This is a genomic window from Pseudomonas sp. P116 (genome assembly GCF_020149425.1).
Taxonomy (GTDB): Bacteria; Pseudomonadota; Gammaproteobacteria; order Pseudomonadales; family Pseudomonadaceae; genus Aquipseudomonas; species Aquipseudomonas anatoliensis.
Window position 1 is genome coordinate 60,777 of sequence record NZ_JACVHB010000011.1, and the last position, 21,687, is coordinate 82,463.

The following is a 21,687-nucleotide window of genomic DNA, read 5'->3' on the forward strand; positions in this document are numbered from 1 at the left end:
ACTGCCCGCCCCGTGTCATGTCTGCGAGCTGGAGTCGGCAATGCGTAAAGATAAGAAACAAGTGATTGGTGACGAGATCGGCGATGAGCAGATCAAGCTGTTTCTCGATTTTGAACCGGTCGACGCCACTTCGCCGTCGCTGCACAAACTGATCAAGGCTTACCGTGGTCTGCGTATCGACGACTTCGAGCGGTTTCTGACGTTCTTCGTCGAGGCCGGCTATGACCTCGATGGCAAGGACGAGCAGGGCCAGACGTTTGTTGATCAGATCAAGGATCAGCGCAACGCCCCGGAATACATCGAGCTGATCGAAAAAGCTCGCGGCTAAGGTCAAAAGACAGATCAAAAGATCGCAGCCTTCGGCAGCTCCTACAGGGTGTACATCAATCCCATGTAGGAGCTGCCGAAGGCTGCGATCTTTTGCTTCTGACAGACATAAAAAACGCCCCGATCGGGGCGTTTTTTTGCCGCAAGATCAAGCGTAGCTTGGCGTCTCGCTGCTTTCTTCAACCAGTTCCAGGGCGATGTTGTTCTGCGTGTTGATCTTGCGATACAGCGCAGCATCGGTTTCCAGAACCTTTTCACGGGCCGGGAAGATTTCCGCCAGTTTGCCAGCCCACTCGCCGGACGCTTTGCCCGGGAAGCACTTCTCGATCAGTTCCAGCATGATCGAAACGGTCACCGACGCACCCGGCGAAGCGCCGAGCAGGGCCGCAAGAGAACCGTCCTTGGCCGCGACCAGTTCGGTACCGAATTGCAGGATGCCGCCCTTTTTCGGGTCTTTCTTGATGATCTGTACCCGCTGGCCGGCCACTTCCAGGCGCCAGTCTTCGGCTTTCGCCTCCGGGTAGAAACGGCGCAGGGATTCCAGACGCTGTTCCATCGACTGCATCACTTCGCTGACCAGATACTTGGTCAGGTCCATGTTGTTTTTTGCCACCGCCAGCATCGGCCCGATGTTGCCGGCGCGAACCGACAGCGGCAGGTCCATGAAGGAGCCGTGCTTGAGGAACTTGGTGGTGAAACCGGCGTATGGCCCGAACAGCAGGGATTTCTTGCCATCGACCACGCGGGTGTCCAGGTGCGGCACCGACATCGGTGGCGAACCTACGGCAGCCTGGCTGTAAACCTTGGCCTGGTGCTGTTTGACCACTTGCGGGTTGTCGCAGCGCAGCCACTGGCCGCTGATCGGGAAGCCGCCGAAGCCTTTGCTTTCTTCGATACCCGAAGCCTGCAGCAACGGCAGGGCCGCACCACCGGCACCGAGGAAGACAAATTTGGCATCGACTTCACGGCTGCTGCCGCTGTTGACGTCCTTGATGCTGACGGTCCAGCCGCTGCCGTTACGCTTGAGGCCGGTAACGCGCTTGCAGTATTTGACCTGGGCGTCGGGAGCGCTGGTCAGGTGCTTGAGCAACTGATTGGTCAGGGCGCCGAAGTTGACGTCGGTGCCGTTCATCACGCGGGTCGCGGCGAGCACTTCATCGCTCGAGCGGCCCGGCATCATCAGTGGCATCCACTCGGCCATTTTGGCCTTGTCTTCGGTGTACTCCATGTCCGAGAAAGCGTGGTGCTTGCTCAGCACATCGAAGCGTGACTTGAGGAAGGACACGCCGCTGTCGCCCTGCACGAAGCTCAGGTGCGGCACCGGGCTGATGAAGGATTTGCACGAGCCGAAGGTGCCTTTTTTGGTCAGGTACGACCAGAACTGCTTGGACACCTCGAACTGGGTATTGATGTGCACGGCTTTCTTGATATCGACGCTGCCGTCGGCCGCTTGCGGCGTGTAGTTCAGCTCGCACAGGCCAGCGTGGCCGGTACCGGCGTTGTTCCACGGGTTGGAACTCTCCGCAGCACCGGAGTCCATCAGCTCGACAACTTCCAGTTTGATCGCCGGATCGAGCTCTTTGAGCAGCACTGCCAGGGTGGCACTCATGATGCCGGCCCCAACCAGTACTACGTCGACTGCTTCGTTATGCGCCATTTAACGCGTCTCCAAAATCTGCAGCACCAAATTGTCGGCATGGCTGCCAGGCATTCAGGGACAGGTCAGTTGTGTCCCGGCTATCCGTGGTCAGGTTTCGCCATGTCCGAATCTTCGCAATTCTTCGCAACTTTGACGGATGCGTGCGGCGTGGCTTCCAGAGCTCCATGAACTCATTTCAGCGCCCGGCTGGCAATTCGACTTATGGTCGAGACATCCGTTTTTGTGCAACCAAATCCGTAGCGGACAGGCTTCAGGCTCCGGTATTCGAGGTATACCCGGTCCTGTGTCGTTGGGCTGTTTCAGACGCTAATGGTGCATGTTCAGACGCAAAACTATTCATTTGCTCGCCACACTCTTGTGAAGTTGTGAAAACCCGTTTTTTTCACGCTCTTTTGAAGACGTGAACCTCAAAAAGGGCTGTCCATGCCTGGCACCCTGCCCGCAAGGGCAAAACAACGCGGTGGCCGAGCGTGATGACAGCTCTGCAGATTCGCGAAAAGCGGGGGTTTGCCGGAAGAACAGGCAAGCGCGCCAACTTCACTCGATCTGTGTGGGCGGCTCTCTGTGGGCGATTTTTGATGCCAATGCAAGCGCATTGACGGTGTTGCGGGGCCCGATCAGGAGACGTCCTTATAATCGGGGGGAGATTGTATCGAAGAAATGCGCGGAGTTGGTCGAGTTTAATGACTTTTATTAGGCATCCGGTCAGATGCTCAACTGCACCTGCGCCCGTGCGCGCATTTGACGCGGTACGACCCGGGCGCTGGCGGGCAGCGGCTGGTTCAACCAGGTGAGGCGGATTTCTTCTATTTCCACCCAGCCATCGCCCATCGGTTGCAGGCTGCACTGTTTGAACGCTTGGCAAAGGCCGTTGCGGTCGAGCAAAGCAAAGCTGCGATGCAGCGGGCGTGGCGCGAACAACGAGATCAGATAACGCATGGCCGAGTACCTTGTTGGAGGACTGATTTGAAGGATGCCGGCGAGCCGTGACGTGCACATGTATGGCGGGTGAAGAATCTGTGACAGGAACCGCTTTCGACGGGGTTTGTCAGACATTTCAGTATTCACCGTCGGGTGCTGGTGACCCGCAGTGGCCCACCGCTATACTGCTGGCCTGTTTGTGCCTGATTCTGGAGAGAAAAGCATGTTGCAACGCCTGTTGTTCGGTTTGATCACTGTGGCCGGTTTGACTCTGGCCGGCTGCGCCCACAGCCCGCAACAACTGAGTCCGGAACCGAAGCTGACCACGCAATTGCCTGCGGTCGGCCGTGGCCAGCCAGTCGTCGTGCGTGTGGTTGACGGTCGTCCGTCGCCAACCCTGGGCACCCGTGGCGGTCTGTACCCTGAGACCAGCGCCATCACCGTCCAGCGCGAGCAGATCCTGCCGAAGTTGCAGGCTCAGGCTGAAGCCGCCGTGCGTTTGCTCGGTTTCACCCCGACCAACAACGCACCTAACGCTCCGCAACTGACTGTGACCCTGGCCGAACTGAAATATCAGTCGCCCAAAGAAGGCATGTACGTGACCGAAGCGACCATCGGCGCAACCTTCCGCTCTGACGTGCAGAACGCCAACCGTCGCTACAGCGGCCGTTACGGTGCTTCGCTGGACCAGCGCTTCGGCATGGCGCCGAATCAGGAAACCAACACCAAGCTGGTTAGCGACGTGTTGAGCGATGCGTTGACACGTCTGTTCAAGGATCCGACCGTGGGTCAGGTTCTGGCTGAATAAGCTGCTCGCCTGATGTGAAAAAGCCCGGGGCCAGTGATGGTTCCGGGCTTTTTCATGCCTACATCTCTACCTGCACACCCCATCCCTGTTGGAGCTGCCGAAGGCTGCGATCTTTTGATCTTGTTTTCAAACAATCAAAATCAAAAGATCGCAGCCTGCGGCAGCTCCTACAGGGGGCGTATCGTTCAGGCAGCCTGCGAATAAAAATCGAGAACGCTAACCCCCGTCAGCAAATCCGTTTCAGGCAAATCCGCATGCTGATGCCCGCCCAGCGCGCAATACACCAGCCAATGACGATCCTGAACATTGAAGGCAAGGCTGCCAACGAGACTTTGCTGCTCGTCGTAAGGGGTGATGAGGTACAGACGATCCTGGTTTTCAGCGTGAAGCATGACGCGTTCCATGTGTGTTTCGAGGCGCGCATGGTGGTGCATCCACATGACGAAGCCGTGACACAGGACAGCCATCGGTCGATTGTCGCGTTATTTGTCGTAAAGGCTGGGGCGGGGCAGGCAGGTTTCGGTAGAATCGCGCCGCGGTCGTCGGTCTGGCGTCTGCCACACTGATTAAGTTTGAGGTCTGTGATGTCGCTGCATTTGATGACGCTGTTTACCAATCATCCCGCCAAATTGATCAATCTGCTGGCGCTGTTGTTGGCGTTTCCCGGCAGTTGGCTGCTGCACGCGACCCGCCGCCGCGAACAACGCGCATCGGCCAGCATCGCCGCACAGCGCCAGGCTCAGCCGAATGCCGAACCGATTCTGGATTGGTCGACGTTGCGCATGAACCGCTTTTTCTATCGCTTCGGTTTTGCCTGCCTGGGTCTGGCGCTGGTCATTTCCTGGATCAGTACCCAATTTTAAAATCAAAAGATCGCCGCCTTCGGCAGCTCCTACAGGGGATAGATATTTACCCTGTAGGAGCTGCCGGAGGCTGCGATCTTTTGATCTTGCTTATGTCTTAAAGCGCCAACCCAGCCTTGACCCGATACTGGTTACGCACCGGCGTTGCATATTGCAGCACCAGATACGGACGATGCTCTTCAGGGCAAGCGTCCAGCCGTGACTGCCACTCTTCCTGCGCCTTGGCCAGCTCATCCGCCGGGAACACCTCGGCAGCTTTGGGCACATTCAGTTGCGGATCCGCATCGGCCCATTGCGCATACGCCAGGTAATGCACGGGGAACAACCGGTAGCCGCCGAGAATCTGCTTGTCCATCTCGACTGCCAACAGTTTGGTGTCTTCGAACAACTCGGTGATCGGCGCAGCAAAGTTCACGTGCACCCGGCCCTTGTAGCCGGTGATGCCCTTGGCAATGCTCACGTCATCCTCGCCCGGCACTTTGCTGTAGGTGCCGGTGGTGGCGCGGATGTACAGCTCGCGGGCCTTGGCCTGGTCGCACGGATCGTATTCGTAGCTGATCGACACCGGGGTGACGTTCAGCGACTGAATCACTTCGCCGAACGGCTCGTCCTTGCGGCTCATGTGGAACATCTTGAGGATCGCCGACTCGGTGCGGTCGTCGCCATCCTTCGCCCGGCCTTCGGCCTGAGCAATCCAGATCGAGGCGCAGTCGTTGCGGATCGAGTGGTTGATGTACGCCGACAGCAACTGATACGCGGCCATTTTCTCGCGACGGCCGGTGATCGAGCGATGCACGATGAAACTCTTGTTCAGACGCATCAGGTCGCTGACGAACGGCTTCTGCAACAGGTTGTCACCGATCGCGATACGCGGCGTCGGCAGGCCGGCGTGGTACACGGCATAGTTGACGAATGCCGGGTCCATGACGATGTCGCGGTGGTTGGCGATGAACAGATACGCGCTGCCGGACTTGAATTGCTCGACCCCGGTGTAGGTCACGCCGTCGGTGGCGCGCTCGATGGTATGGTCGACGTAAGCCTCGACCTTGTCCTGCAAAGTCGCCACCGATGTCACGTCGGCAAACTCACGACGCAGCCGATGGGCTATAAGTGGTTTGAGCATCCAGCCGAAAGGACCGGCAAAACGCGGGAAGCGGAAGTGGGTGAGGATATCTAGAAACGCCTTGTCGCCGAGCAGTCTTGCCAGTACCACAGGTACTTCGCTGTCGTCGTAAGGTCGGATGGCATCGAATTCGCCCATCATGCTCTCTTGTTGGAAACGGCTAGGGTAAGTAAAGGTTTTGATCGAAAACCAACGGGGCACGGTCTGAAAAAATAGCCAGACAAAAATAGCCCTGCAAATAGACCGGCGATTATACGCACAAGTCACTTGGGAGACCGCGATGCTGGAAGCCGCACTGTATGAATGTCCTTATTGTGGGGAGCAGGTAGAGACGTCGGTGGACTTGTCCGGTGGCGATCAGACTTATATCGAGGACTGTCAGGTGTGCTGTCGGCCGATTACGTTTGTATTGCAGGTGCACGGTGAGGAATGGCATCTGGAAGTCTTCAGCGAAAACGAGTGAGGGGCGCCCATGCAGCGAATCTACGAACCGGAAAACCTGATGGAAGGCGAGATGCTCAAGGGCATGCTCGCCAGCGAAGGTATCGAGGCGCATCTGGTGGGCCGGGATTTGCTCGGCGGCACGGGCGAGTTGCCGATCTTCGGGTTGCTGGGGCTGTCGGTCGATAACGATCAGGCCCAATACGCCCTTGAGCTGATCACCGCGTACAATGCCGCGCTGCCGCTGCCCGGCGACGAACCGGAGAGCTTCCCCGGTACGCTGGTCTGTTAGGCTGACGTTCGTTTTATTTTCTGAGTCGTGTTGCCCCATGTGTGGACGTTATGCCCTGTTTCGCTGGAACCGCGACTTCGCGGCCCTGCCAGGTTTTCCTGCCGATCAACTGGCGCAGTGGAACATTTCCCCCAACGATTCGGTGTTGATGTTGCGTGCCGGCGAAGACGGCGAGCGCACGCTGGCCCGCGCGCGCTGGGGGTTGACGCCGCCGTGGCTGACGGACTTGTCGCGCACCCCGGCGCACGCCCGCGCCGAAACCGTGGCCGAGCAACCGATGTTTCGCGAGGCGCTGCGTTTGCGTCGCTGCCTGCTGCCGGCCAACGGCTTTTATGAATGGCGCGGCACCCAACGCAAGCGCCCGTACTGGCTGACGCCGGGGGAGGGTGCTTCGCTGTTTTTTGCGGCGATCTGGGAGGCGTATCCGGTGCAGGAGCAGGTTTGGTTAAGTACAGCGGTGATCACGCAATCAGCCGCCAGTCAGCGTCGGCCGTTGATTCTGGATGAGGCGGGGCAGGCCGCGTGGCTGGATCCAGCAACGCCGCTGCATGCCTTGCAAGCCTTGCTCGCCAGTGAACCCGCCGCGTTGCGCGAGCGGGTGTTGGCGAACATGGTCAATGATCCGAAGCTCAATGGGCCGGAGTGTCTGACCCCGGGTTAGGGTGAGGGGCTTTTGCTCTGACGGGATATGTCTGAAAGTCGCTGCAACACGTCCGTTGTATCTGGCGCCAATACAATTACCCACCTACGATACGCGACAGGTTTTCAGGGAGCTTTTGAATGAACAAGACATTGGTTGTAAGTGCACTGAGCGCAGCGCTGTTGCTGGCCGGTTGTCAGTCGGTCAACACCACCAGCGGCGGCGCCGTGGGTGTGGAGCGCAAGCAATACATGTTCAGCATGCTGTCCTCGCAAGAGGTCGATCAGATGTATGCCCAGTCCTATCAGAAGACCGTAGGCGAAGCATCGACCAAGGGTGTGCTGGACAAGACCAGCAGCGACGCCAAGCGGGTTCAGGCCATTTCCAGCCGTCTGATCGCCCAGGCACCGAATTTCCGTCCGGATTCGGCGCAGTGGAAGTGGGAAGTCAATCTGATCAAGAGCGATGAACTCAACGCCAACTGCGGCCCCGGCGGCAAGATCATTTTCTACACCGGGCTGATCGACAGCCTGAAACTCACCGACGATGAAATTGCCGCAATCATCGGCCATGAAATCGCCCACGCCCTGCGCGAGCATGGTCGGGAAGCGATGTCCAAGGCCTATGGCATTGAAATGGCCAAACAGGGCGCGGGCGCGCTGCTCGGTCTTGGCCAGGACAGCCTGGCGCTGGCCGACACCGTGGCCAACTACGGCATGACCTTGCCTAACAGCCGCGCCAATGAAAACGAAGCCGATCTTATCGGTCTGGAACTGGCTGCTCGTGCCGGCTTCAACCCGAATGCCGCAATCACCCTGTGGAACAAGATGAGCAAGGCATCGGAAGGCTCGCCGCCAGAGTTCATGAGCACTCACCCGGCGTCGACCAGTCGGATCGCTTCGTTGCAGGCGGCGATTCCGAAGGTGATGCCGCTGTACGAAAAAGCTCCGAAGTCCTGAGACTCTCGCAGATTCTATGATTGACGGGATTTCATTGTGGTGAGGGGATAAATCCCCTCACCACAGGTCAGTGCCACATCAGTCAGGGGTGTTAAACCCAGCCGCTGCTTTGCATCGCCTTGTACACCGCAACGAGCGCCAGAATCAGGAATGCCGAGGCCGCCAGGCGTCGGATCAAGGTCAGCGGCAGTTTGTCCGCGGCAAAATTACCCGCCAGTACAACCGGCACGTTGGCAATCAGCATGCCCAACGTGGTGCCGATAATCACCAGCCACAACTCCGGATATTGCGCGGCGAGCATCACCGTTGCGACCTGGGTTTTGTCGCCCATCTCGGCAAGAAAGAACGCGATAAGCGTAGTGAGGAACGGCCCGAACTTGCGCGCGGTGCTGGCTTCATCGTCATCCATTTTGTCCGGGACCAATGTCCACAGCGCAGTGGCGGCGAAGCTTGCGGCGAGAATCCAGTGCAACACGGAGTCGGAGAAGAAGCTGCCAAACCAGGCACCAACCGCCCCGGCTGCTGCGTGGTTGGCCAGGGTCGCAGCGACGATGCCGGCAATGATTGGCCAGGGTTTGCGAAAGCGTGCGGCCAGAATCAGCGCGAGCAGTTGCGTCTTGTCGCCGATTTCGGCCAAGGCAACGATTGCGGTGGGAACGAGTAACGAGTCCAGCATCAGGATTTTCCTAAGGGGCGGGTCGACACGGCTATGACACGTACAGCCTTCCCGCCCCGGGTAAGGTGTGCGTGTCATAGGTCTTGTCAAACCCTGCAATCCGTCTGATGCGGACGCTTGGGTCGCATACGCCATGATCTGAGGATCAAGTATGTTGACGTATGCCGGACGAGCTTGGTGCTCGTGGGAGACTACTCCCCTAGGACGGAGCGGATTCTGCCTTCGCAAATCCGATAGAGCAAGAACAAATTTTCAGCCGCGCTTGGCCCGGTAAATCCGGAAACCGTTCCCCTCGGCCTTGATCGCACAGATCCCGAGGTGCTCTTCAATCAGCGGCTGATACTTCAGGAAGCTATTGGCAACCAAGCGAAGTTCGCCACCGTTTTTCAGATGTTTGGCTGCTTTTCGCAGCAAGTTCTCGGTTGCGAAATAATCGGTATGGACGCCGACATGGAACGGCGGATTGCTCAGAATCGCGCTCAGACCCATCGGTGCAGCATCGATACCGTCACCGGTCAGCACTTCAGCCTCCAGCCCGTTGGCGGCAAGGGTCAGACGGCTGCTGGCGGCGGCAAACGCGTCGACGTCGAGCAAAGTGACCTGGTTGTGCGGGTAGCGACGTTTTACCGCAGCGCCCAGCACTCCAGCGCCACAGCCGAAATCCAGCAGATGGCCGCTCGGCAGTTTGTCCAGATGATCGAGCAGCAGGGCGCTGCCGCGATCCAGTCGACCATGGCTGAACACGCCCGGCAGGCTGATGACTTTCAGCGGACCTTCGGCCAGCGGCAATTCATAGGTTTGCGCCAGGCTTTCCAGTGACTTCACTTCAGGGGCATTGGCTACCGTGACTTGCCAGAGCTGGCAGTGCCGCGCGCTGTCGAGCTTGCGCGGCTTGCCGAACGGGTTGAGCTGCTTGGAAGCGCCTTCGATGCCGCTGCGTTTCTCCCCGACCAGAAAAACTTCGCGCCCGGCGAGGCGCGCGGCCACGGCGTTGAGGATGTAGTCGGTCAAGTCCTTGGACTTGGGCAGGAACACCACGGCGCTGTCGAACTCGCGCTCTGGAATGTTCACGCCGAAATGGCTACGCCCTTCGAAGCGCGCCTCCAGGGCGTTTTGGTCGCCAGCATGCCAGCACCAGCCAAACGCGTTGGGCAGGCGCCCGAGCAAATCGTCGGCAGGCAAACCGGCCAACAACAGCGAACCCTGGAATAACTCGGGCTGACGAAGCAGTACTTCACTGCGCGGATCCATATCTGCTCCTCAAAAAAAAGTGCCGCAGTCTATCAACTGACGACCCGCAGCGCCTTACCGCTGAAGAACGCCTCGGCGTTTTCGGTCAATTGACCGACGATGCGCTGCCGCGCCTCGCGGCTGCCCCAGGCGTTGTGTGGCGTGACGATCAGACGCGGAATGTCGGCGGCCAGCAGCGGATTGCCTTGGGTGGGCGGCTCGACACTCAGCACGTCAGTGGCGGCGCCGCCCAGATGACCGGCGCGCAAAGCATCGGCCAGTGCCTGTTCATCGATCAGCCCGCCGCGGGCGGTGTTGACCACGAACGCGCCGGGTTTCATCGAGGCCAGTTCGCGGGCGCCGATGAAGTGGCGTGTGTGTTCGTTGAGCGGGCAGTGCAAGGTCAGGACGTCGATCTGCGGGAGCAGTTGATCCAGCGGCAAACGATCCGCTCGGGCAGGGCGCCCTGGGATCTGCCCGAGCAATACGCGCATGCCAAACGCTTCGGCCAGTCGCGCGACGGCGCTGCCGAGTTCGCCATGACCGAGCAAGCCGAGGGTTTTGCCTTGCAGTTCGACAATCGGGTAGTCGAGCAGGCAGAACTGTTTCGCCTGCTGCCAGCGGCCTTCGCCGACGGCTTTTTGATAATCGGCCAGGCGGGTGGCGAGGTTGAGCAACAGCATGATCGTGTGTTGCGCCACCGATGGCGTGCCGTAACCCTGACAGTTGCACACCGTGATGCCGTGGGCGCGAGCGGCCACCAGATCGACGTTGTTGGTGCCAGTGGCGGTGATCAGGATCAGTTTGAGGTCAGGGTTGGCGGCCATGGCGGCGGCGTCGATCAGGATCTTGTTGCTGATCGCCACGGTGGCACCTTGCAGGCGTTCGGCAACCTGTTCAGGCAAGGTCTGAGCGAACAATTGCAAGTCGCTGAAGCAGGCGCGCAACGGGCTGAGGTCGAGATCGCCAAGATCCAGTGAGGGATGATCAAGGAATACGGCGCGGCGCGGGTTCGTCATCAACTGTACCTTTTGTGCTGTGAACGGAAGGCGTAATCTGCCGAGCCTACCAGATGAAACAAATCGTTACGTAAAGGCACTACTCCCTGTGGCGAGGGGATAAATCCCCTCGCCACAGGGTTGAGTTCGCTTGAGAATAATTTTTAACCATTAAAAAGGAGCCCCCATGTACTGGACCGAGTTCTTGACCGTTGCGCTGATCCACCTGCTGGCCGTCGCCAGCCCCGGCCCGGACTTTGCCGTGGTCGTGCGCGAGAGCGTCACCCACGGAAGACGCGCCGGCACCTGGACGGCGCTGGGTGTGGGCACGGCGATTTTCCTGCATGTGGGCTATTCGCTGCTGGGCATCGGTTTGATCGTGTCGCAGTCGATTGTGCTGTTCAACGCACTGAAATGGGCGGCTGCGGCGTACCTGCTGTACATCGGCTTCAAGGCCTTGCGTGCGCAACCGGCAAAAACAGTCACCGATGACCTGCACAAGGAAGCGGGTATTCGCACTGCGCGCGGCGCCTTCACGTCAGGTTTCGTGACTAACGGCCTCAACCCGAAAGCCACGCTGTTCTTCCTGTCGTTGTTCACCGTGGTGATCAACCCGCACACGCCGCTGGCGGTGCAGGCCGGTTACGGCGTTTACCTCGCCGTCGCGACCGCTTTCTGGTTCTGCCTGGTGGCCATGCTGTTCAGTCAGCAACGCGTACGTGCCGGTTTCGCCCGCATGGGCCACTGGTTCGATCGCACCATGGGCGCGGTGCTGATCGCCCTCGGTGTGAAAATCGCGTTCACCGAAATGCATTGATCGGCTGGCCCTGGCCGACTCCCCATGTAGGAGCTGCCGAAGGCTGCGATCTTTTGATCTGTTTTTGAGAGACTAGATCAAAAGATCGCAGCCTTCGGCAGCTCCTACAGTTGTTACCTTCCACTTCCCTCGAATCGGCAAATGCTGGCGCAAAGCTAGCATTTGTACGGCTCTGCAAATCATTCCTTTGGCTGATTTGGCTGGCGTATAAGGGTTTTAGAGTACAAATCTCTACGCCAACACCGAGCCGTCAGAAAAGGGATTCTTATGTTGCAGACTCGCGTCATTCCCCCAGCCGATGGGGCCTACCAGTATCCATTGCTGATCAAGCGGCTGCTGATGTCCGGTGCCCGTTACGAGAAAACCCGCGAGATCATCTACCGTGACCAGTTGCGCTACAGCTACCCGACCCTGATCGAACGCGTGGCGCGGCTGGCCAACGTGTTGACGGCTGCCGGCGTCAAGGCCGGTGACACCGTGGCGGTGATGGACTGGGACAGTCACCGTTACCTGGAATGCATGTTTGCCGTTCCGATGATCGGCGCGGTGATCCACACCATCAACGTGCGCCTGTCACCGGAACAGATCCTCTACACCATGAACCACGCCGAGGACCGCTTTGTGCTGGTCAACAGCGAGTTCGTCGGCTTGTACCAGGCGATCGCGCCGCACCTGACCACGGTCGAGAAAACCCTGCTGCTGACCGATCTGCCGGAAAAAACCGCCGAGCTGCCGAACCTGGTGGGCGAGTACGAGCAACTGCTGGCCGCCGCCAGCCCGCAGTACAACTTTGAGGACTTCGACGAAAACTCGGTCGCCACCACGTTCTATACAACCGGTACCACCGGCAACCCGAAAGGCGTGTACTTCACCCATCGGCAACTGGTGCTGCACACCATGGGCGTGTCGACGATCATGGGCTCCATCGACAGCGTGCGCCTGCTCGGCACCAACGACGTCTATATGCCGATCACGCCGATGTTCCATGTACACGCGTGGGGCCTGCCTTACGTGGCGACCATGCTCGGGCTCAAACAGGTTTATCCGGGGCGCTACGATCCGGAGTTTCTGGTGGAGCTGTGGCGCAAAGAGAAAGTCACGTTCTCTCATTGCGTGCCGACCATCCTGCAAATGCTGCTCAACGCCAAAAGTGCGCAGGACACCGATTTCGGCGGCTGGAAAATCGTCATTGGCGGCAGCGCACTCAACCGCACCTTGTATGAAACCGCCAAGGCTCGCGGCATTCAACTGACTGCCGCTTATGGCATGTCCGAGACCGGGCCATTGGTATCGTGCGCGCACCTCAACGATGAGCTGATGGCCGGCACCGAGGACGAACGCACCACTTATCGAATCAAGGCCGGTGTGCCGGGGCCGCTGGTAGAAGCCGCAATCGTTGATGCCGAAGGCAACTTCCTCCCGGCCGATGGCGAAACCCAGGGCGAGCTGGTGCTGCGTGCGCCGTGGCTGACCGAAGGTTATTTCAACGAACCGCAAAAAGGCGCCGAACTGTGGGCCGGCGGCTGGCTGCACACCGGCGACGTCGCGACGCTCGACAGCATGGGCGTGATCGACATCCGTGACCGGATCAAGGACGTGATCAAGACCGGCGGCGAATGGATTTCCTCGCTGGACCTCGAAGACCTGATCAGCCGTCACGTCGCGGTACGCGAAGTAGCAGTGGTGGGCATCGCCGATCCGCAGTGGGGCGAGCGCCCGTTTGCCTTGCTGGTGATCCGCGAAGGGCACGAAATCGGGGCGCGCGAGCTCAAGGAACACCTCAAGCCATTCGTGGAGTTGGGGCACCTGAGCAAGTGGGCGATTCCAAGCCAGATCGCCCTTGTTACCGAAATTCCCAAGACCAGCGTCGGCAAGCTCGACAAGAAGCGCATCCGCCTCGACATCACTGAATGGCAGGCCAATAACAGTACCTTCCTCTCGACACTTTAGTGTCTGCTGGCGCGCCGAAAACGGCGCGCCAGACCCGCCAAGCAAGCGCTTGCCTTGTGAAATCGAAAATTTCAGCCATCCTTGCCATGCCGACACCTGTCGGACTGGCGAAAGGACTGTTCCAGAGTGGTCGGCAGCTGCAAATCACACTTTAGAGGGATCAAGCTCTACAACCTGCTGGCTATAGTCCACTCAAGGATTTTTAAGAACGTGGCACACGCACAAAACGGGGCGATGCATCTTTGGAGTGACGTCGGACAGCCTTTGGCATCCGGTCCTCCAGACGTTTTTAAAAGTACTCACTGCCATAACAATAATGCACATGGAGTAGCGTCGATGACCTCAGTAAACCAGTTCTGGCGCCGGGCGAAACTGCCTCTGGCAGTCAGTCTTGCTTCCTCGCTCGCCGGGCCTGCATTCGGCGTCAGTTTCAACGTTGGTGAAATCGAAGGTCAGTTCGATTCATCCCTGTCGATCGGCGCAAGTTGGTCTACCCAGAGCCCGAACAAGAACCTCATCGGCGTCAACAATGGCGGTCACGGTCTGTCGCAGACTTCTGACGATGGCCACGCCAACTTCAAGAGCGGCGAAACCTTTTCGAAGATCTTCAAGGGCATTCATGACCTTGAATTGAAATATGGCGACACCGGCGTGTTCGTCCGTGGCAAATACTGGTACGACTTCGAACTCAAGGATGAAAGCCGTCAGTTCAAGGACATCAGTGACAACAACCGCAAGGAAGGCGCCAAGTCCTCCGGTGGGCAGATCCTCGACGCCTTCGTCTACCACAACTACGCCATCGCCGATCAGCCGGGCTCGGTGCGTCTGGGCAAGCAGGTGGTGAGCTGGGGTGAAAGTACCTTCATCGGTGGCGGCATCAACTCGATCAACCCGATCGACGTGTCTGCTTTCCGCCGTCCAGGTGCCGAGATCAAGGAAGGCCTGATCCCGGTCAACATGTTCTACGTGTCTCAGAGCCTGACCGACAACCTGTCGGCCGAAGCCTTCTACCAGCTCGAATGGGACCAGACCGTTGTCGATAACTGCGGCACTTTCTTCTCGCAGCCGGACATTGTCGCCGACGGTTGCAACGACAACCTGCGCGTGCTGAACAAGCGTTCGACTATTCCGGCCGTTGCACTGGGGCCGTTGGCCGCCAACGGCGTCGATGTCAATCAGGAAGGCGTTCTGGTGCGCCGTGGTCCGGACCGCGATGCCCGTGACAGCGGTCAGTGGGGCGCGTCCCTGAAGTACATGTTCGAGCCTCTGGATACCGAGTTCGGCGCGTACTTCATGAACTACCACAGCCGTGCGCCGATCTTCAGCGCCACCGGTGCGCCACAGTCGGTCTACAACACCGCAGCGTCTTTGCCTGGGCCGTTCGCTGCTCTCGCACCACTGCTGGTGGCGGGCAACTCGAATTACTTTATTGAATACCCTGAGGACATTCGCCTCTACGGCCTGAGCTTCTCCACCACCCTGCCTACCGGTACGGCGTGGAGCGGTGAAATCAGCTATCGCCCGAATGCTCCGGTACAACTGAACTCCACCGACATCCTGTTCGCCGGTGTTCGTCCGCTGGGCGGCGCACTGACCAACGCTTCTCTGCTCAATGGCGTTCCTGGTCAGGACCTGCACGGCTATGAGCGCAAGGAAATCACCCAACTGCAGACGACCTTCACGCACTTCTTCGATCAGGTCATGGGCGCCAGCCGTCTGACCCTCGTTGGTGAAGCGGGCATGACCTACGTCGGCGGTCTGGAAAGCCGTTCCGACAAGCGTTATGGCCGGGATCCGGTTTATGGTCCGGGTGAGTTGCCGGCCACTGGCGCTATCAATACCTGCGCCAACATTCTCAACGCCAGCACCATCAATGGTGCAGGGCCGGGTTCACCGCAGAACAACCGCAGCCGCAATTGCGACAACGACGGCTTCACCACATCGATGTCGTGGGGCTATCGCGGTCGGGCCATCTGGGATTACAACGACGTCTTCGCCGGTGTGAACCTCAAGCCGAACGTGGCCTGGTCCCATGACGTCAGCGGCTACTCGCCTGGCCCTGGCGGCAACTTCGAGGAAGGTCGCAAAGCGGTCAGTCTGGGCGTCGATGCCGAGTACCAGAACACCTACACCGCGAGCCTGGCTTACACCAACTTCTTCGACGGCAAGTACACCACCGTGGATGACCGCGACTTCGTTGCGCTCAGCTTCGGCGTGAACTTCTAAGCACTGCATTTCAGGACGAACGAATTTATGAAAATAACAAAAAGTCTGTTCCACGCGGGTGTTCTGGGTCTGTCGCTGCTGGCGACCGGCGTCATGGCCGCAGTGCCTGCTGGCGAAGCGGACAAGCTGGGCAAGAGTCTGACCCCGATGGGCGCAGAAATGGCGGGCAACGCCGATGGTTCTATCCCGGCCTGGAAGCCGTTGGCGAAGAATGCCGGCACGGTCGACGCGCGTGGCTTCCTGTCCAACCCTTACGCCAGTGAGCAACCGCTGTTCACCATCACTGCCAAGGATGTCGACAAGTACAAGGACAAACTTGCGCCGGGCCAGTACGCGATGTTCAAGCGCTACCCGGAAACCTTCAAGATGCCGGTCTACCCGTCGCATCGCGGCGCTACCGTGCCGGATGAGGTGTTCGCCTCCATCAAGAAAAACGCCACCACCACCACGTTGGTGTCGGGCGGCAACGGTCTGGAAAACTTCGAGACGGCTGTGCCGTTCCCGATTCCGAAAACCGGCGTCGAAGTCATCTGGAACCACATCACCCGCTATCGTGGTGGCAGCGTGACGCGTCTGGTGACCCAGGCCACACCGCAACCGAACGGTTCGTACAGCCTGGTGTACTTCCAGGATCAGTTCGTGTTCCGCGACAAGATGAAGGACTACGATCCGGCGAACCCTGGCAACATCCTGTTCTACTTCAAGCAGAAAGTGACCGCGCCGGCACGTCTGGCCGGTGGTGTGCTACTGGTGCACGAAACCCTCGACCAGGTTAAAGAGCCACGTTCGGCGTGGGTCTACAACGCCGGTCAGCGCCGGGTGCGCCGCGCACCGCAAGTGTCCTATGACGGCCCGGGTACTGCGGCGGACGGTCTGCGTACTTCCGACAACCTGGATATGTTCAACGGCGCGCCGGATCGCTATGACTGGAAGCTCGAAGGCAAGAAAGAGATGTACATCGCCTCCGACAGCTACAAACTCGACGATCCGAAACTGAAATACGCCGACATCATCAAGGCCGGCCACATCAACCAGGATCTGGCGCGTTACGAGCTGCGCCGCGTCTGGCACGTGGTTGCGACCCTGAAAGAAGGTCAGCGCCATATCTACGCCAAACGTGACTTCTACATCGACGAGGACACCTGGCAGGCAGCGGTCATCGACCATTACGACGGTCGTGGTCAGCTGTGGCGTGTGGCCGAGGCGCATGCCGAGAACTACTACGACAAGCAAGTGCCGTGGTACGCCCTGGAAACCCTCTACGACCTGCAATCCGGCCGCTACCTGGCGCTGGGCATGAAGAACGAAGAGAAGAGTGCGTATGACTTCGGCTTCACCGCGACCACCAGCGACTTCACCCCGGCCGCTCTGCGTCAGGAAGGTGTTCGTTAAACCGCTGTAAACCCGAGGCCGCATCCTCGTGAAAACGCCCCGACTGGTTCGGGGCTTTTTTTTTTGCTGATCATTTTTGCAGCGCTTTGTGTAGGAGCTGCCGAAGGCTGCGATCTTTTGATCCTGCTTTGGATTCAGCAACATCCAAGTCAAAAGATCGCAGCCTTCGGCAGCTCCTACAGGATTTGGCGTGCAGGTCCTTGTAGCCTTTTTGTAGCCATTTGTAGCAGCTACCTTCATAACCGGTTCGTTTAAGGCTAGTCTGCGGACATCTGCAACGCCGCCAACAGCAATTCGAACAAGAGCCGGCCATGACTGATCTGTCCCCACTTCCGGGTCCCGCAAGCGTTGCCGTCGCGGCACTGGACGGGCGTTTTTTTCGCCCGCCGCTGCCTGACGGGCACGTATTGCGACCACGCCTTTGCGAGCGCCTGCAAGCAGGACTCGGTGGACGGCTGTTGCTGGTCAGCGCCCCCGCAGGCTTCGGCAAGAGTTCGCTGGCCGTGGAGTTTTGCCAAAGTCTGCCGGTGCACTGGCAAAGTCTCTGGCTGGGCCTGAGCCCACGGGACAGCGACCCCGGTCGCTTTCTCGAGCGCTTGCTCGAAGGCCTGCAGGACTACTTTCCACAATTGGGCAGCCGCGCACTCGGCCTGCTGAAGATGCGTCAACGTCACCAGCCGTTTGCCTTCGAAGAATGGCTCGACGGCTTGCTTGATGAACTGGCGCAGCACCTTGATCCGGCGACACCCTTGTTGCTGGTGCTCGACGATTACCATCTTGCCCAAGGCCCGGTGCTCGACCGTTGCCTGCAGTTTTTCCTCAATCACTTGCCCGAGGGGTTGCTGGTGATGGTCACCAGTCGGCAGCGCCCTGACTGGCACCTGGCGCGCTTGCGACTGTCGCGGCAATTGCTGGAACTGCACGAGCAGGATTTGCGCCTGACCCACGACGAAGCCCTGACATTGCTCGATCGCCACAGCACTTCACTGCGCGGCGAAGCGTTGGAAAACCTCATCCAGCGCAGCGAAGGCTGGGTCGCCGGACTGCGTTTCTGGCTGCTGGCAGCATCTGAAGCCGGCAGTGAAGCAGCGTTGCCGCAAGCGTTGAATGGCGGGGAAGGGCTGATCCGCGACTATCTGCTCGAAGAAGTCATCGATTGCCTGCCCATCGAAGTGCAATCGTTTCTCTACGACACGGCACCGCAGGAGCGCTTTTGCAGCGAACTGTGCGATGCCGTCCGCGAAGCCCATGACAGTGCCGAGATCCTGCGTTTCCTGCAGGCGCATCAGGTGTTTCTGGTGCCGCTGGATGAGCACGGGCACTGGTATCGCTATCACCATTTGTTTTCCGACTTGTTGCGCAGTCGCCCGGTTGCTCAGGCCATGGTGCCCACCGCAACATTGCATTTGCGCGCCTGTCGCTGGTTTAACGCTCAGGGTCTGCTCGACGAGGCGGTGGAGCAGGCGTTGCGTGCCGGCCATCTGGATGTGGCGGCGAATCTGGTGCAGAACCTGTCGGAGGAGCAACTGCTGGCCGAGCAAAATGTCGGCATGCTGCTGCGCTGGAAAATGGACTTGCCCGACAGCTTGCTGATCAGCACGCCGCGCTTGATCGTGCTGTACAGCTGGGCCCTGGGGCTAGCCTGTCAGCTCGACGCGGCCGAAGAATTGTCCAGCCATCTGAGCCGCTTTCTGCCGGCGCCATCGGCCACGGCGCAAAAGTCGATGCTGGCGCAATGGCTGGCGTTGAGCGGGATCATCGCGCGCGGACGCGGTCATCGCGAGTTGACGCTCAAATATTGCAGCGAAGCGCTCGAAAGCCTGCCGGCAAAGCGCTACGGCCAGCGGTTGATGTGCTTGTCGACGTTATCCAACCTGGCGATTGCCGACGGTGATCTGTGGCGCGCGCGGGGATTGAATCGTGAGTCCCTTGAGTTGGCGCAACGCGTCGGTAATCCGTTATTCGAAGCACTGGCGCATTACGATCGCGCCCGCGTTCTGCAGGCTCGCGGTGAAATTCAGCGTTCGCTCGATGAAGTCCATCAGGGCCTGGAACGGTTGCGCGGACTTTCCCCGCAGCGCCTGTATGCCGTGCGCGCGCGCCTGACGCTGTACGAAGGTTTTCTGTTGGCGATGCGCTTGCAGCCGCAGCTCGCACGCGTGCGGTTATTGGCCGGGCTCAGTGAAGCACGCGCCTGTCGTGACATCAGCGTGTTGATCGGTCACTGCGTGATCGCGCGCCTTGATGGCGCCAGCGGTGAGTTCGCCAAAGCCTTCGCCGAACTCGCCGAAGCCGAACGGCTGATGCACATCTGGGACGTGCCGCCGATCTACTATCTGGCGATGATCACCCTGGTCAAATGTGAACTGTGGCTGGCGCAGGGCCGCACCGATCTGGCCGAAGCCTGGCTCGCGCGGTTGGGCCAGACTTATACGGGCGAACGTGCAGCGGCGCCGCCGGAATTTCATCCACAGCTGCCTTTGCATGTCGAACTGCAACAGGCACTGCTCGATGTCATTCAGGGGCAACCGATGCTCGCCGAGGGGCGCTTGAACGTATTGCACGAAAACGGCCAGCAAACCGGGCGCCAGTTGCTCAGTGTGATGGCGTTGACGCAGAAGGTTGCGTTGCTGTTGGCGAACGGGCGCGAAGCGGAGGCGCGCAAAGCGCTGAGTCAGGCGCTGGAGGCAGCGGCGGGGGGCGTGCTGCAGCCGTTCGAGGCTTTGGTCAAAGCACACGTGGACTGGTTGCGCGGACAATTGCTGACGTCGCCAACGCTGGCAGGACAGCAACTGCTGCAACACTTTCCGCCAGCGACATCCCGTCCGGCGGTGGAATCGAGCACGACCGAACAGCTCAGCAGTCGTGAACTGGCGGTACTGCGGCTGATCGCGCAAGGTTGTTCGAACCAGGAAATCAGCGAGCAGTTGTTCATTTCGCTGCACACGGTGAAAACCCATGCCAGCCACATCAACAGCAAGCTAGGGGTTGAGCGGCGTACACAGGCAGTGGCGCGGGCCAAGGCGTTGGGGGTGTTGGTCTGAGGGATAAAGAGCACGAACAAAAAACACCCCGCCCTGGCGGGGTATTGTCATTTGCGTATTTCGATTCGCAGCAAGAGCGAAAAGGTCAGACCAATACGTCGTTCGCGGTGAGAGAGTTCACACCCACCATTTGCACCTCGAAGTAACCCCCTAGGATTTCGCTCAAGTTGCCCGACAGGACCTGATCCGCAAAGCGCAGTTGTCCGGTTCCGGTGAATTCATTTGAGCCAATGAACGTCAGGTGTTGGTAGCCAAGCGCCATCGGATCAATATCGAAACTGGAGAAATCGATCTTGTCCCCTTCCAACGCGTTGAAGTCGTTAACGACGTTATGCGAACGGCCTGTGCCTGTTTCGAGTCCCATCACGATCATATTGGTGAAGGCAAAGGTGTCGGCCCCGGTACCACCGACCAACGTGGTATTTCCCGATCCGCCATATAGAGTGTCGTTACCTTCTGCACCGTACAGCGTGTCGGTACCATTATTACCCATGAGTATGTTGTTGCCGGAGTTGCCGGTCAGGACGTTATCGAGATTGTTGCCTGTCAGGCGCAAGTCTGCGTTGCCGAGCATAGTACCGTCTTCGACGTTTTCCGCGAGGAAGTAGTCGACAGTAGTCCGAATAAGGTCGTGACCGCCATTGAGGGGAAATTCAAACACCAAGTCATTGACGTTATCCACGATGAAGATATCGTCGCCGCCCTCACCAATCATGCGGTCAGCACCGAGCCCGCCCGAGAGAATATTGTTGCCTTCGTTGCCGCGCAATACGTTATCAAGTGCGTTACCAGTGAGATTCAGGTTGGCGTTGCCAATCATCTGGCCATCATCGACGTTATCCGCCAGTGTGTAGTCGATACTGGTGTTGACGGTATCAATCCCTTCGTCGGCGAGTTCAATGACAACATCATTGATATTGTCCACGTTGTAGGAGTCGTTGCCAGCGCCGCCAATCATGGTGTCGGCACCTAGTCCGCCGTCGATATGGTTGATGCCGGAATTACCCCTGATCACGTTGTTCAACGCATTGCCGGTCAACACCGAGTGGTCATTGCCAACCATCGTCAGGTCCTCGATGTTGGCCGACAGGGTGTAGCTGGAACTGGTTTTGATCAGGTCATGACCTTCACCGATCTGTTCGATCACCACATCCTGGTAGTTATCCACGATGTAAGTGTCATCACCAGCGCCACCGATCATGGTGTCAGCGCCGAGGCCGCCGTTGAGCGTGTTGGCTGCGGCGTTGCCGGTCAGCGTGTTGTTCAGTGTGTTGCCGTTACCGTTGATGGCCGTGCCGGTCAGCACCAGGTTTTCCAGGT

At 59.0% G+C, this 21,687-nt stretch carries 20 protein-coding genes and 1 riboswitch; of the genes, 12 read left to right on the plus strand and 8 right to left on the minus strand.

Features of this window, described 5'->3' with window-relative positions; all coding sequences use genetic code 11:
- Positions 1–40: 40 nt before the first annotated feature.
- Positions 41–328, plus strand: a complete 288-nt coding sequence (locus tag ICA15_RS28235) for a PA4642 family protein (RefSeq protein ID WP_210555695.1) — start codon at positions 41–43, stop codon at positions 326–328.
- 147 nt (positions 329–475) lie between these two features.
- Here ICA15_RS28235 and mqo read toward each other — a convergent pair whose 3' ends face one another.
- A complete protein-coding gene (gene mqo, locus ICA15_RS28240; RefSeq protein WP_210555696.1) occupies positions 476–1,984 on the minus strand; it encodes a malate dehydrogenase (quinone) in 1,509 nt (502 codons plus the stop codon).
- 708 nt (positions 1,985–2,692) lie between these two features.
- Positions 2,693–2,926, minus strand: a complete 234-nt coding sequence (locus ICA15_RS28245) for a hypothetical protein (RefSeq protein WP_150605300.1) — start codon at positions 2,924–2,926, stop codon at positions 2,693–2,695.
- Between the two features lie 205 nt (positions 2,927–3,131).
- Between ICA15_RS28245 and ICA15_RS28250 the strand changes: the two genes are divergently transcribed.
- Positions 3,132–3,716, plus strand: a complete 585-nt coding sequence (locus ICA15_RS28250; RefSeq protein ID WP_007912832.1) for a YajG family lipoprotein — start codon at positions 3,132–3,134, stop codon at positions 3,714–3,716.
- Positions 3,717–3,901: 185 nt separating this feature from the next.
- Here ICA15_RS28250 and ICA15_RS28255 read toward each other — a convergent pair whose 3' ends face one another.
- Positions 3,902–4,108, minus strand: a complete 207-nt coding sequence (locus ICA15_RS28255) for a hypothetical protein (RefSeq protein ID WP_008083982.1) — start codon at positions 4,106–4,108, stop codon at positions 3,902–3,904.
- 192 nt (positions 4,109–4,300) lie between these two features.
- On the opposite strand from ICA15_RS28255, the gene ICA15_RS28260 reads away from it, so the two are divergent.
- Positions 4,301–4,579 carry a hypothetical protein gene (locus ICA15_RS28260; RefSeq protein WP_042561025.1) on the plus strand — a complete coding sequence of 93 codons (279 nt, stop codon included), beginning with the start codon at positions 4,301–4,303 and terminating at the stop codon, positions 4,577–4,579.
- Positions 4,580–4,676: 97 nt separating this feature from the next.
- On the opposite strand, the gene ICA15_RS28265 is transcribed toward ICA15_RS28260, so the two are convergent.
- Positions 4,677–5,840, minus strand: a complete 1,164-nt coding sequence (locus ICA15_RS28265) for a 1-acyl-sn-glycerol-3-phosphate acyltransferase (RefSeq protein WP_191626512.1) — start codon at positions 5,838–5,840, stop codon at positions 4,677–4,679.
- A gap of 142 nt (positions 5,841–5,982) precedes the next feature.
- Between ICA15_RS28265 and ICA15_RS28270 the strand changes: the two genes are divergently transcribed.
- The 4 genes from ICA15_RS28270 to ICA15_RS28285 all read left to right on the plus strand — a co-directional run bounded on the left by ICA15_RS28270 (position 5,983) and on the right by ICA15_RS28285 (position 8,034).
- A complete protein-coding gene (locus ICA15_RS28270; protein ID WP_042561023.1) occupies positions 5,983–6,165 on the plus strand; it encodes a CPXCG motif-containing cysteine-rich protein in 183 nt (60 codons plus the stop codon).
- A gap of 9 nt (positions 6,166–6,174) precedes the next feature.
- Positions 6,175–6,435 (plus strand): putative signal transducing protein, encoded by a 261-nt coding sequence (locus tag ICA15_RS28275; RefSeq protein ID WP_150605302.1) that lies wholly within the window; start codon positions 6,175–6,177, stop codon positions 6,433–6,435.
- A gap of 37 nt (positions 6,436–6,472) precedes the next feature.
- A complete protein-coding gene (locus tag ICA15_RS28280) occupies positions 6,473–7,096 on the plus strand; it encodes an SOS response-associated peptidase (protein ID WP_042561021.1) in 624 nt (207 codons plus the stop codon).
- Positions 7,097–7,215: 119 nt separating this feature from the next.
- On the plus strand, positions 7,216–8,034 hold the full coding sequence (locus ICA15_RS28285; RefSeq protein WP_150616364.1) for a M48 family metallopeptidase: 819 nt from the start codon (positions 7,216–7,218) through the stop codon (positions 8,032–8,034).
- 91 nt (positions 8,035–8,125) lie between these two features.
- Here ICA15_RS28285 and ICA15_RS28290 read toward each other — a convergent pair whose 3' ends face one another.
- The 3 genes from ICA15_RS28290 to ICA15_RS28300 form a co-directional block, all read right to left on the minus strand.
- Positions 8,126–8,710 (minus strand): TMEM165/GDT1 family protein, encoded by a 585-nt coding sequence (locus ICA15_RS28290; protein ID WP_042561019.1) that lies wholly within the window; start codon positions 8,708–8,710, stop codon positions 8,126–8,128.
- A gap of 89 nt (positions 8,711–8,799) precedes the next feature.
- A riboswitch (yybP-ykoY riboswitch) is annotated at positions 8,800–8,922 on the minus strand.
- Between the two features lie 40 nt (positions 8,923–8,962).
- Complete coding sequence (locus ICA15_RS28295; protein ID WP_150605506.1) at positions 8,963–9,961, minus strand: class I SAM-dependent methyltransferase; 999 nt, start codon at positions 9,959–9,961, stop codon at positions 8,963–8,965.
- Between the two features lie 32 nt (positions 9,962–9,993).
- Entirely contained in the window at positions 9,994–10,959 is a 966-nt protein-coding gene (locus ICA15_RS28300) for a 2-hydroxyacid dehydrogenase (protein ID WP_210555697.1), read from the minus strand.
- 166 nt (positions 10,960–11,125) lie between these two features.
- Between ICA15_RS28300 and ICA15_RS28305 the strand changes: the two genes are divergently transcribed.
- The 5 genes from ICA15_RS28305 to ICA15_RS28325 all read left to right on the plus strand — a co-directional run bounded on the left by ICA15_RS28305 (position 11,126) and on the right by ICA15_RS28325 (position 20,367).
- Entirely contained in the window at positions 11,126–11,755 is a 630-nt protein-coding gene (locus ICA15_RS28305) for a LysE family translocator (RefSeq protein WP_150605508.1), read from the plus strand.
- 267 nt (positions 11,756–12,022) lie between these two features.
- The gene (locus tag ICA15_RS28310; RefSeq protein ID WP_210555698.1) at positions 12,023–13,705 is read left to right on the plus strand and encodes a fatty acid--CoA ligase; all 1,683 of its coding nucleotides are present in this window, start codon (positions 12,023–12,025) and stop codon (positions 13,703–13,705) included.
- A 336-nt stretch (positions 13,706–14,041) separates the two neighbouring features.
- Positions 14,042–15,931, plus strand: a complete 1,890-nt coding sequence (locus ICA15_RS28315) for a DUF1302 domain-containing protein (protein WP_150605510.1) — start codon at positions 14,042–14,044, stop codon at positions 15,929–15,931.
- 27 nt (positions 15,932–15,958) lie between these two features.
- Positions 15,959–17,323: a DUF1329 domain-containing protein gene (locus ICA15_RS28320; protein WP_150605511.1), complete on the plus strand. Its 1,365-nt coding sequence runs from the start codon at positions 15,959–15,961 to the stop codon at positions 17,321–17,323.
- Between the two features lie 311 nt (positions 17,324–17,634).
- The gene (locus ICA15_RS28325; protein ID WP_210555699.1) at positions 17,635–20,367 is read left to right on the plus strand and encodes a LuxR C-terminal-related transcriptional regulator; all 2,733 of its coding nucleotides are present in this window, start codon (positions 17,635–17,637) and stop codon (positions 20,365–20,367) included.
- Between the two features lie 85 nt (positions 20,368–20,452).
- On the opposite strand, the gene ICA15_RS28330 is transcribed toward ICA15_RS28325, so the two are convergent.
- Positions 20,453–21,687 (minus strand): calcium-binding protein (locus ICA15_RS28330; RefSeq protein WP_210555700.1); only part of this gene is annotated, 1,235 nt, incomplete at its 5' end.

What these genes read in the sequence shown, in the direction of transcription:
- ICA15_RS28235 (WP_210555695.1), top strand. Translation starts at nt 41, where the DNA reads ATGCGTAAAGATAAGAAACAAGTGATTGGTGACGAGATCGGCGATGAG.
- mqo (WP_210555696.1), bottom strand. Translation starts at nt 1,984, where the DNA reads ATGGCGCATAACGAAGCAGTCGACGTAGTACTGGTTGGGGCCGGCATC.
- ICA15_RS28245 (WP_150605300.1), bottom strand. Translation starts at nt 2,926, where the DNA reads ATGCGTTATCTGATCTCGTTGTTCGCGCCACGCCCGCTGCATCGCAGC.
- ICA15_RS28250 (WP_007912832.1), top strand. Translation starts at nt 3,132, where the DNA reads ATGTTGCAACGCCTGTTGTTCGGTTTGATCACTGTGGCCGGTTTGACT.
- ICA15_RS28255 (WP_008083982.1), bottom strand. Translation starts at nt 4,108, where the DNA reads ATGCTTCACGCTGAAAACCAGGATCGTCTGTACCTCATCACCCCTTAC.
- ICA15_RS28260 (WP_042561025.1), top strand. Translation starts at nt 4,301, where the DNA reads ATGTCGCTGCATTTGATGACGCTGTTTACCAATCATCCCGCCAAATTG.
- ICA15_RS28265 (WP_191626512.1), bottom strand. Translation starts at nt 5,840, where the DNA reads ATGGGCGAATTCGATGCCATCCGACCTTACGACGACAGCGAAGTACCT.
- ICA15_RS28270 (WP_042561023.1), top strand. Translation starts at nt 5,983, where the DNA reads ATGCTGGAAGCCGCACTGTATGAATGTCCTTATTGTGGGGAGCAGGTA.
- ICA15_RS28275 (WP_150605302.1), top strand. Translation starts at nt 6,175, where the DNA reads ATGCAGCGAATCTACGAACCGGAAAACCTGATGGAAGGCGAGATGCTC.
- ICA15_RS28280 (WP_042561021.1), top strand. Translation starts at nt 6,473, where the DNA reads ATGTGTGGACGTTATGCCCTGTTTCGCTGGAACCGCGACTTCGCGGCC.
- ICA15_RS28285 (WP_150616364.1), top strand. Translation starts at nt 7,216, where the DNA reads ATGAACAAGACATTGGTTGTAAGTGCACTGAGCGCAGCGCTGTTGCTG.
- ICA15_RS28290 (WP_042561019.1), bottom strand. Translation starts at nt 8,710, where the DNA reads ATGCTGGACTCGTTACTCGTTCCCACCGCAATCGTTGCCTTGGCCGAA.
- ICA15_RS28295 (WP_150605506.1), bottom strand. Translation starts at nt 9,961, where the DNA reads ATGGATCCGCGCAGTGAAGTACTGCTTCGTCAGCCCGAGTTATTCCAG.
- ICA15_RS28300 (WP_210555697.1), bottom strand. Translation starts at nt 10,959, where the DNA reads ATGACGAACCCGCGCCGCGCCGTATTCCTTGATCATCCCTCACTGGAT.
- ICA15_RS28305 (WP_150605508.1), top strand. Translation starts at nt 11,126, where the DNA reads ATGTACTGGACCGAGTTCTTGACCGTTGCGCTGATCCACCTGCTGGCC.
- ICA15_RS28310 (WP_210555698.1), top strand. Translation starts at nt 12,023, where the DNA reads ATGTTGCAGACTCGCGTCATTCCCCCAGCCGATGGGGCCTACCAGTAT.
- ICA15_RS28315 (WP_150605510.1), top strand. Translation starts at nt 14,042, where the DNA reads ATGACCTCAGTAAACCAGTTCTGGCGCCGGGCGAAACTGCCTCTGGCA.
- ICA15_RS28320 (WP_150605511.1), top strand. Translation starts at nt 15,959, where the DNA reads ATGAAAATAACAAAAAGTCTGTTCCACGCGGGTGTTCTGGGTCTGTCG.
- ICA15_RS28325 (WP_210555699.1), top strand. Translation starts at nt 17,635, where the DNA reads ATGACTGATCTGTCCCCACTTCCGGGTCCCGCAAGCGTTGCCGTCGCG.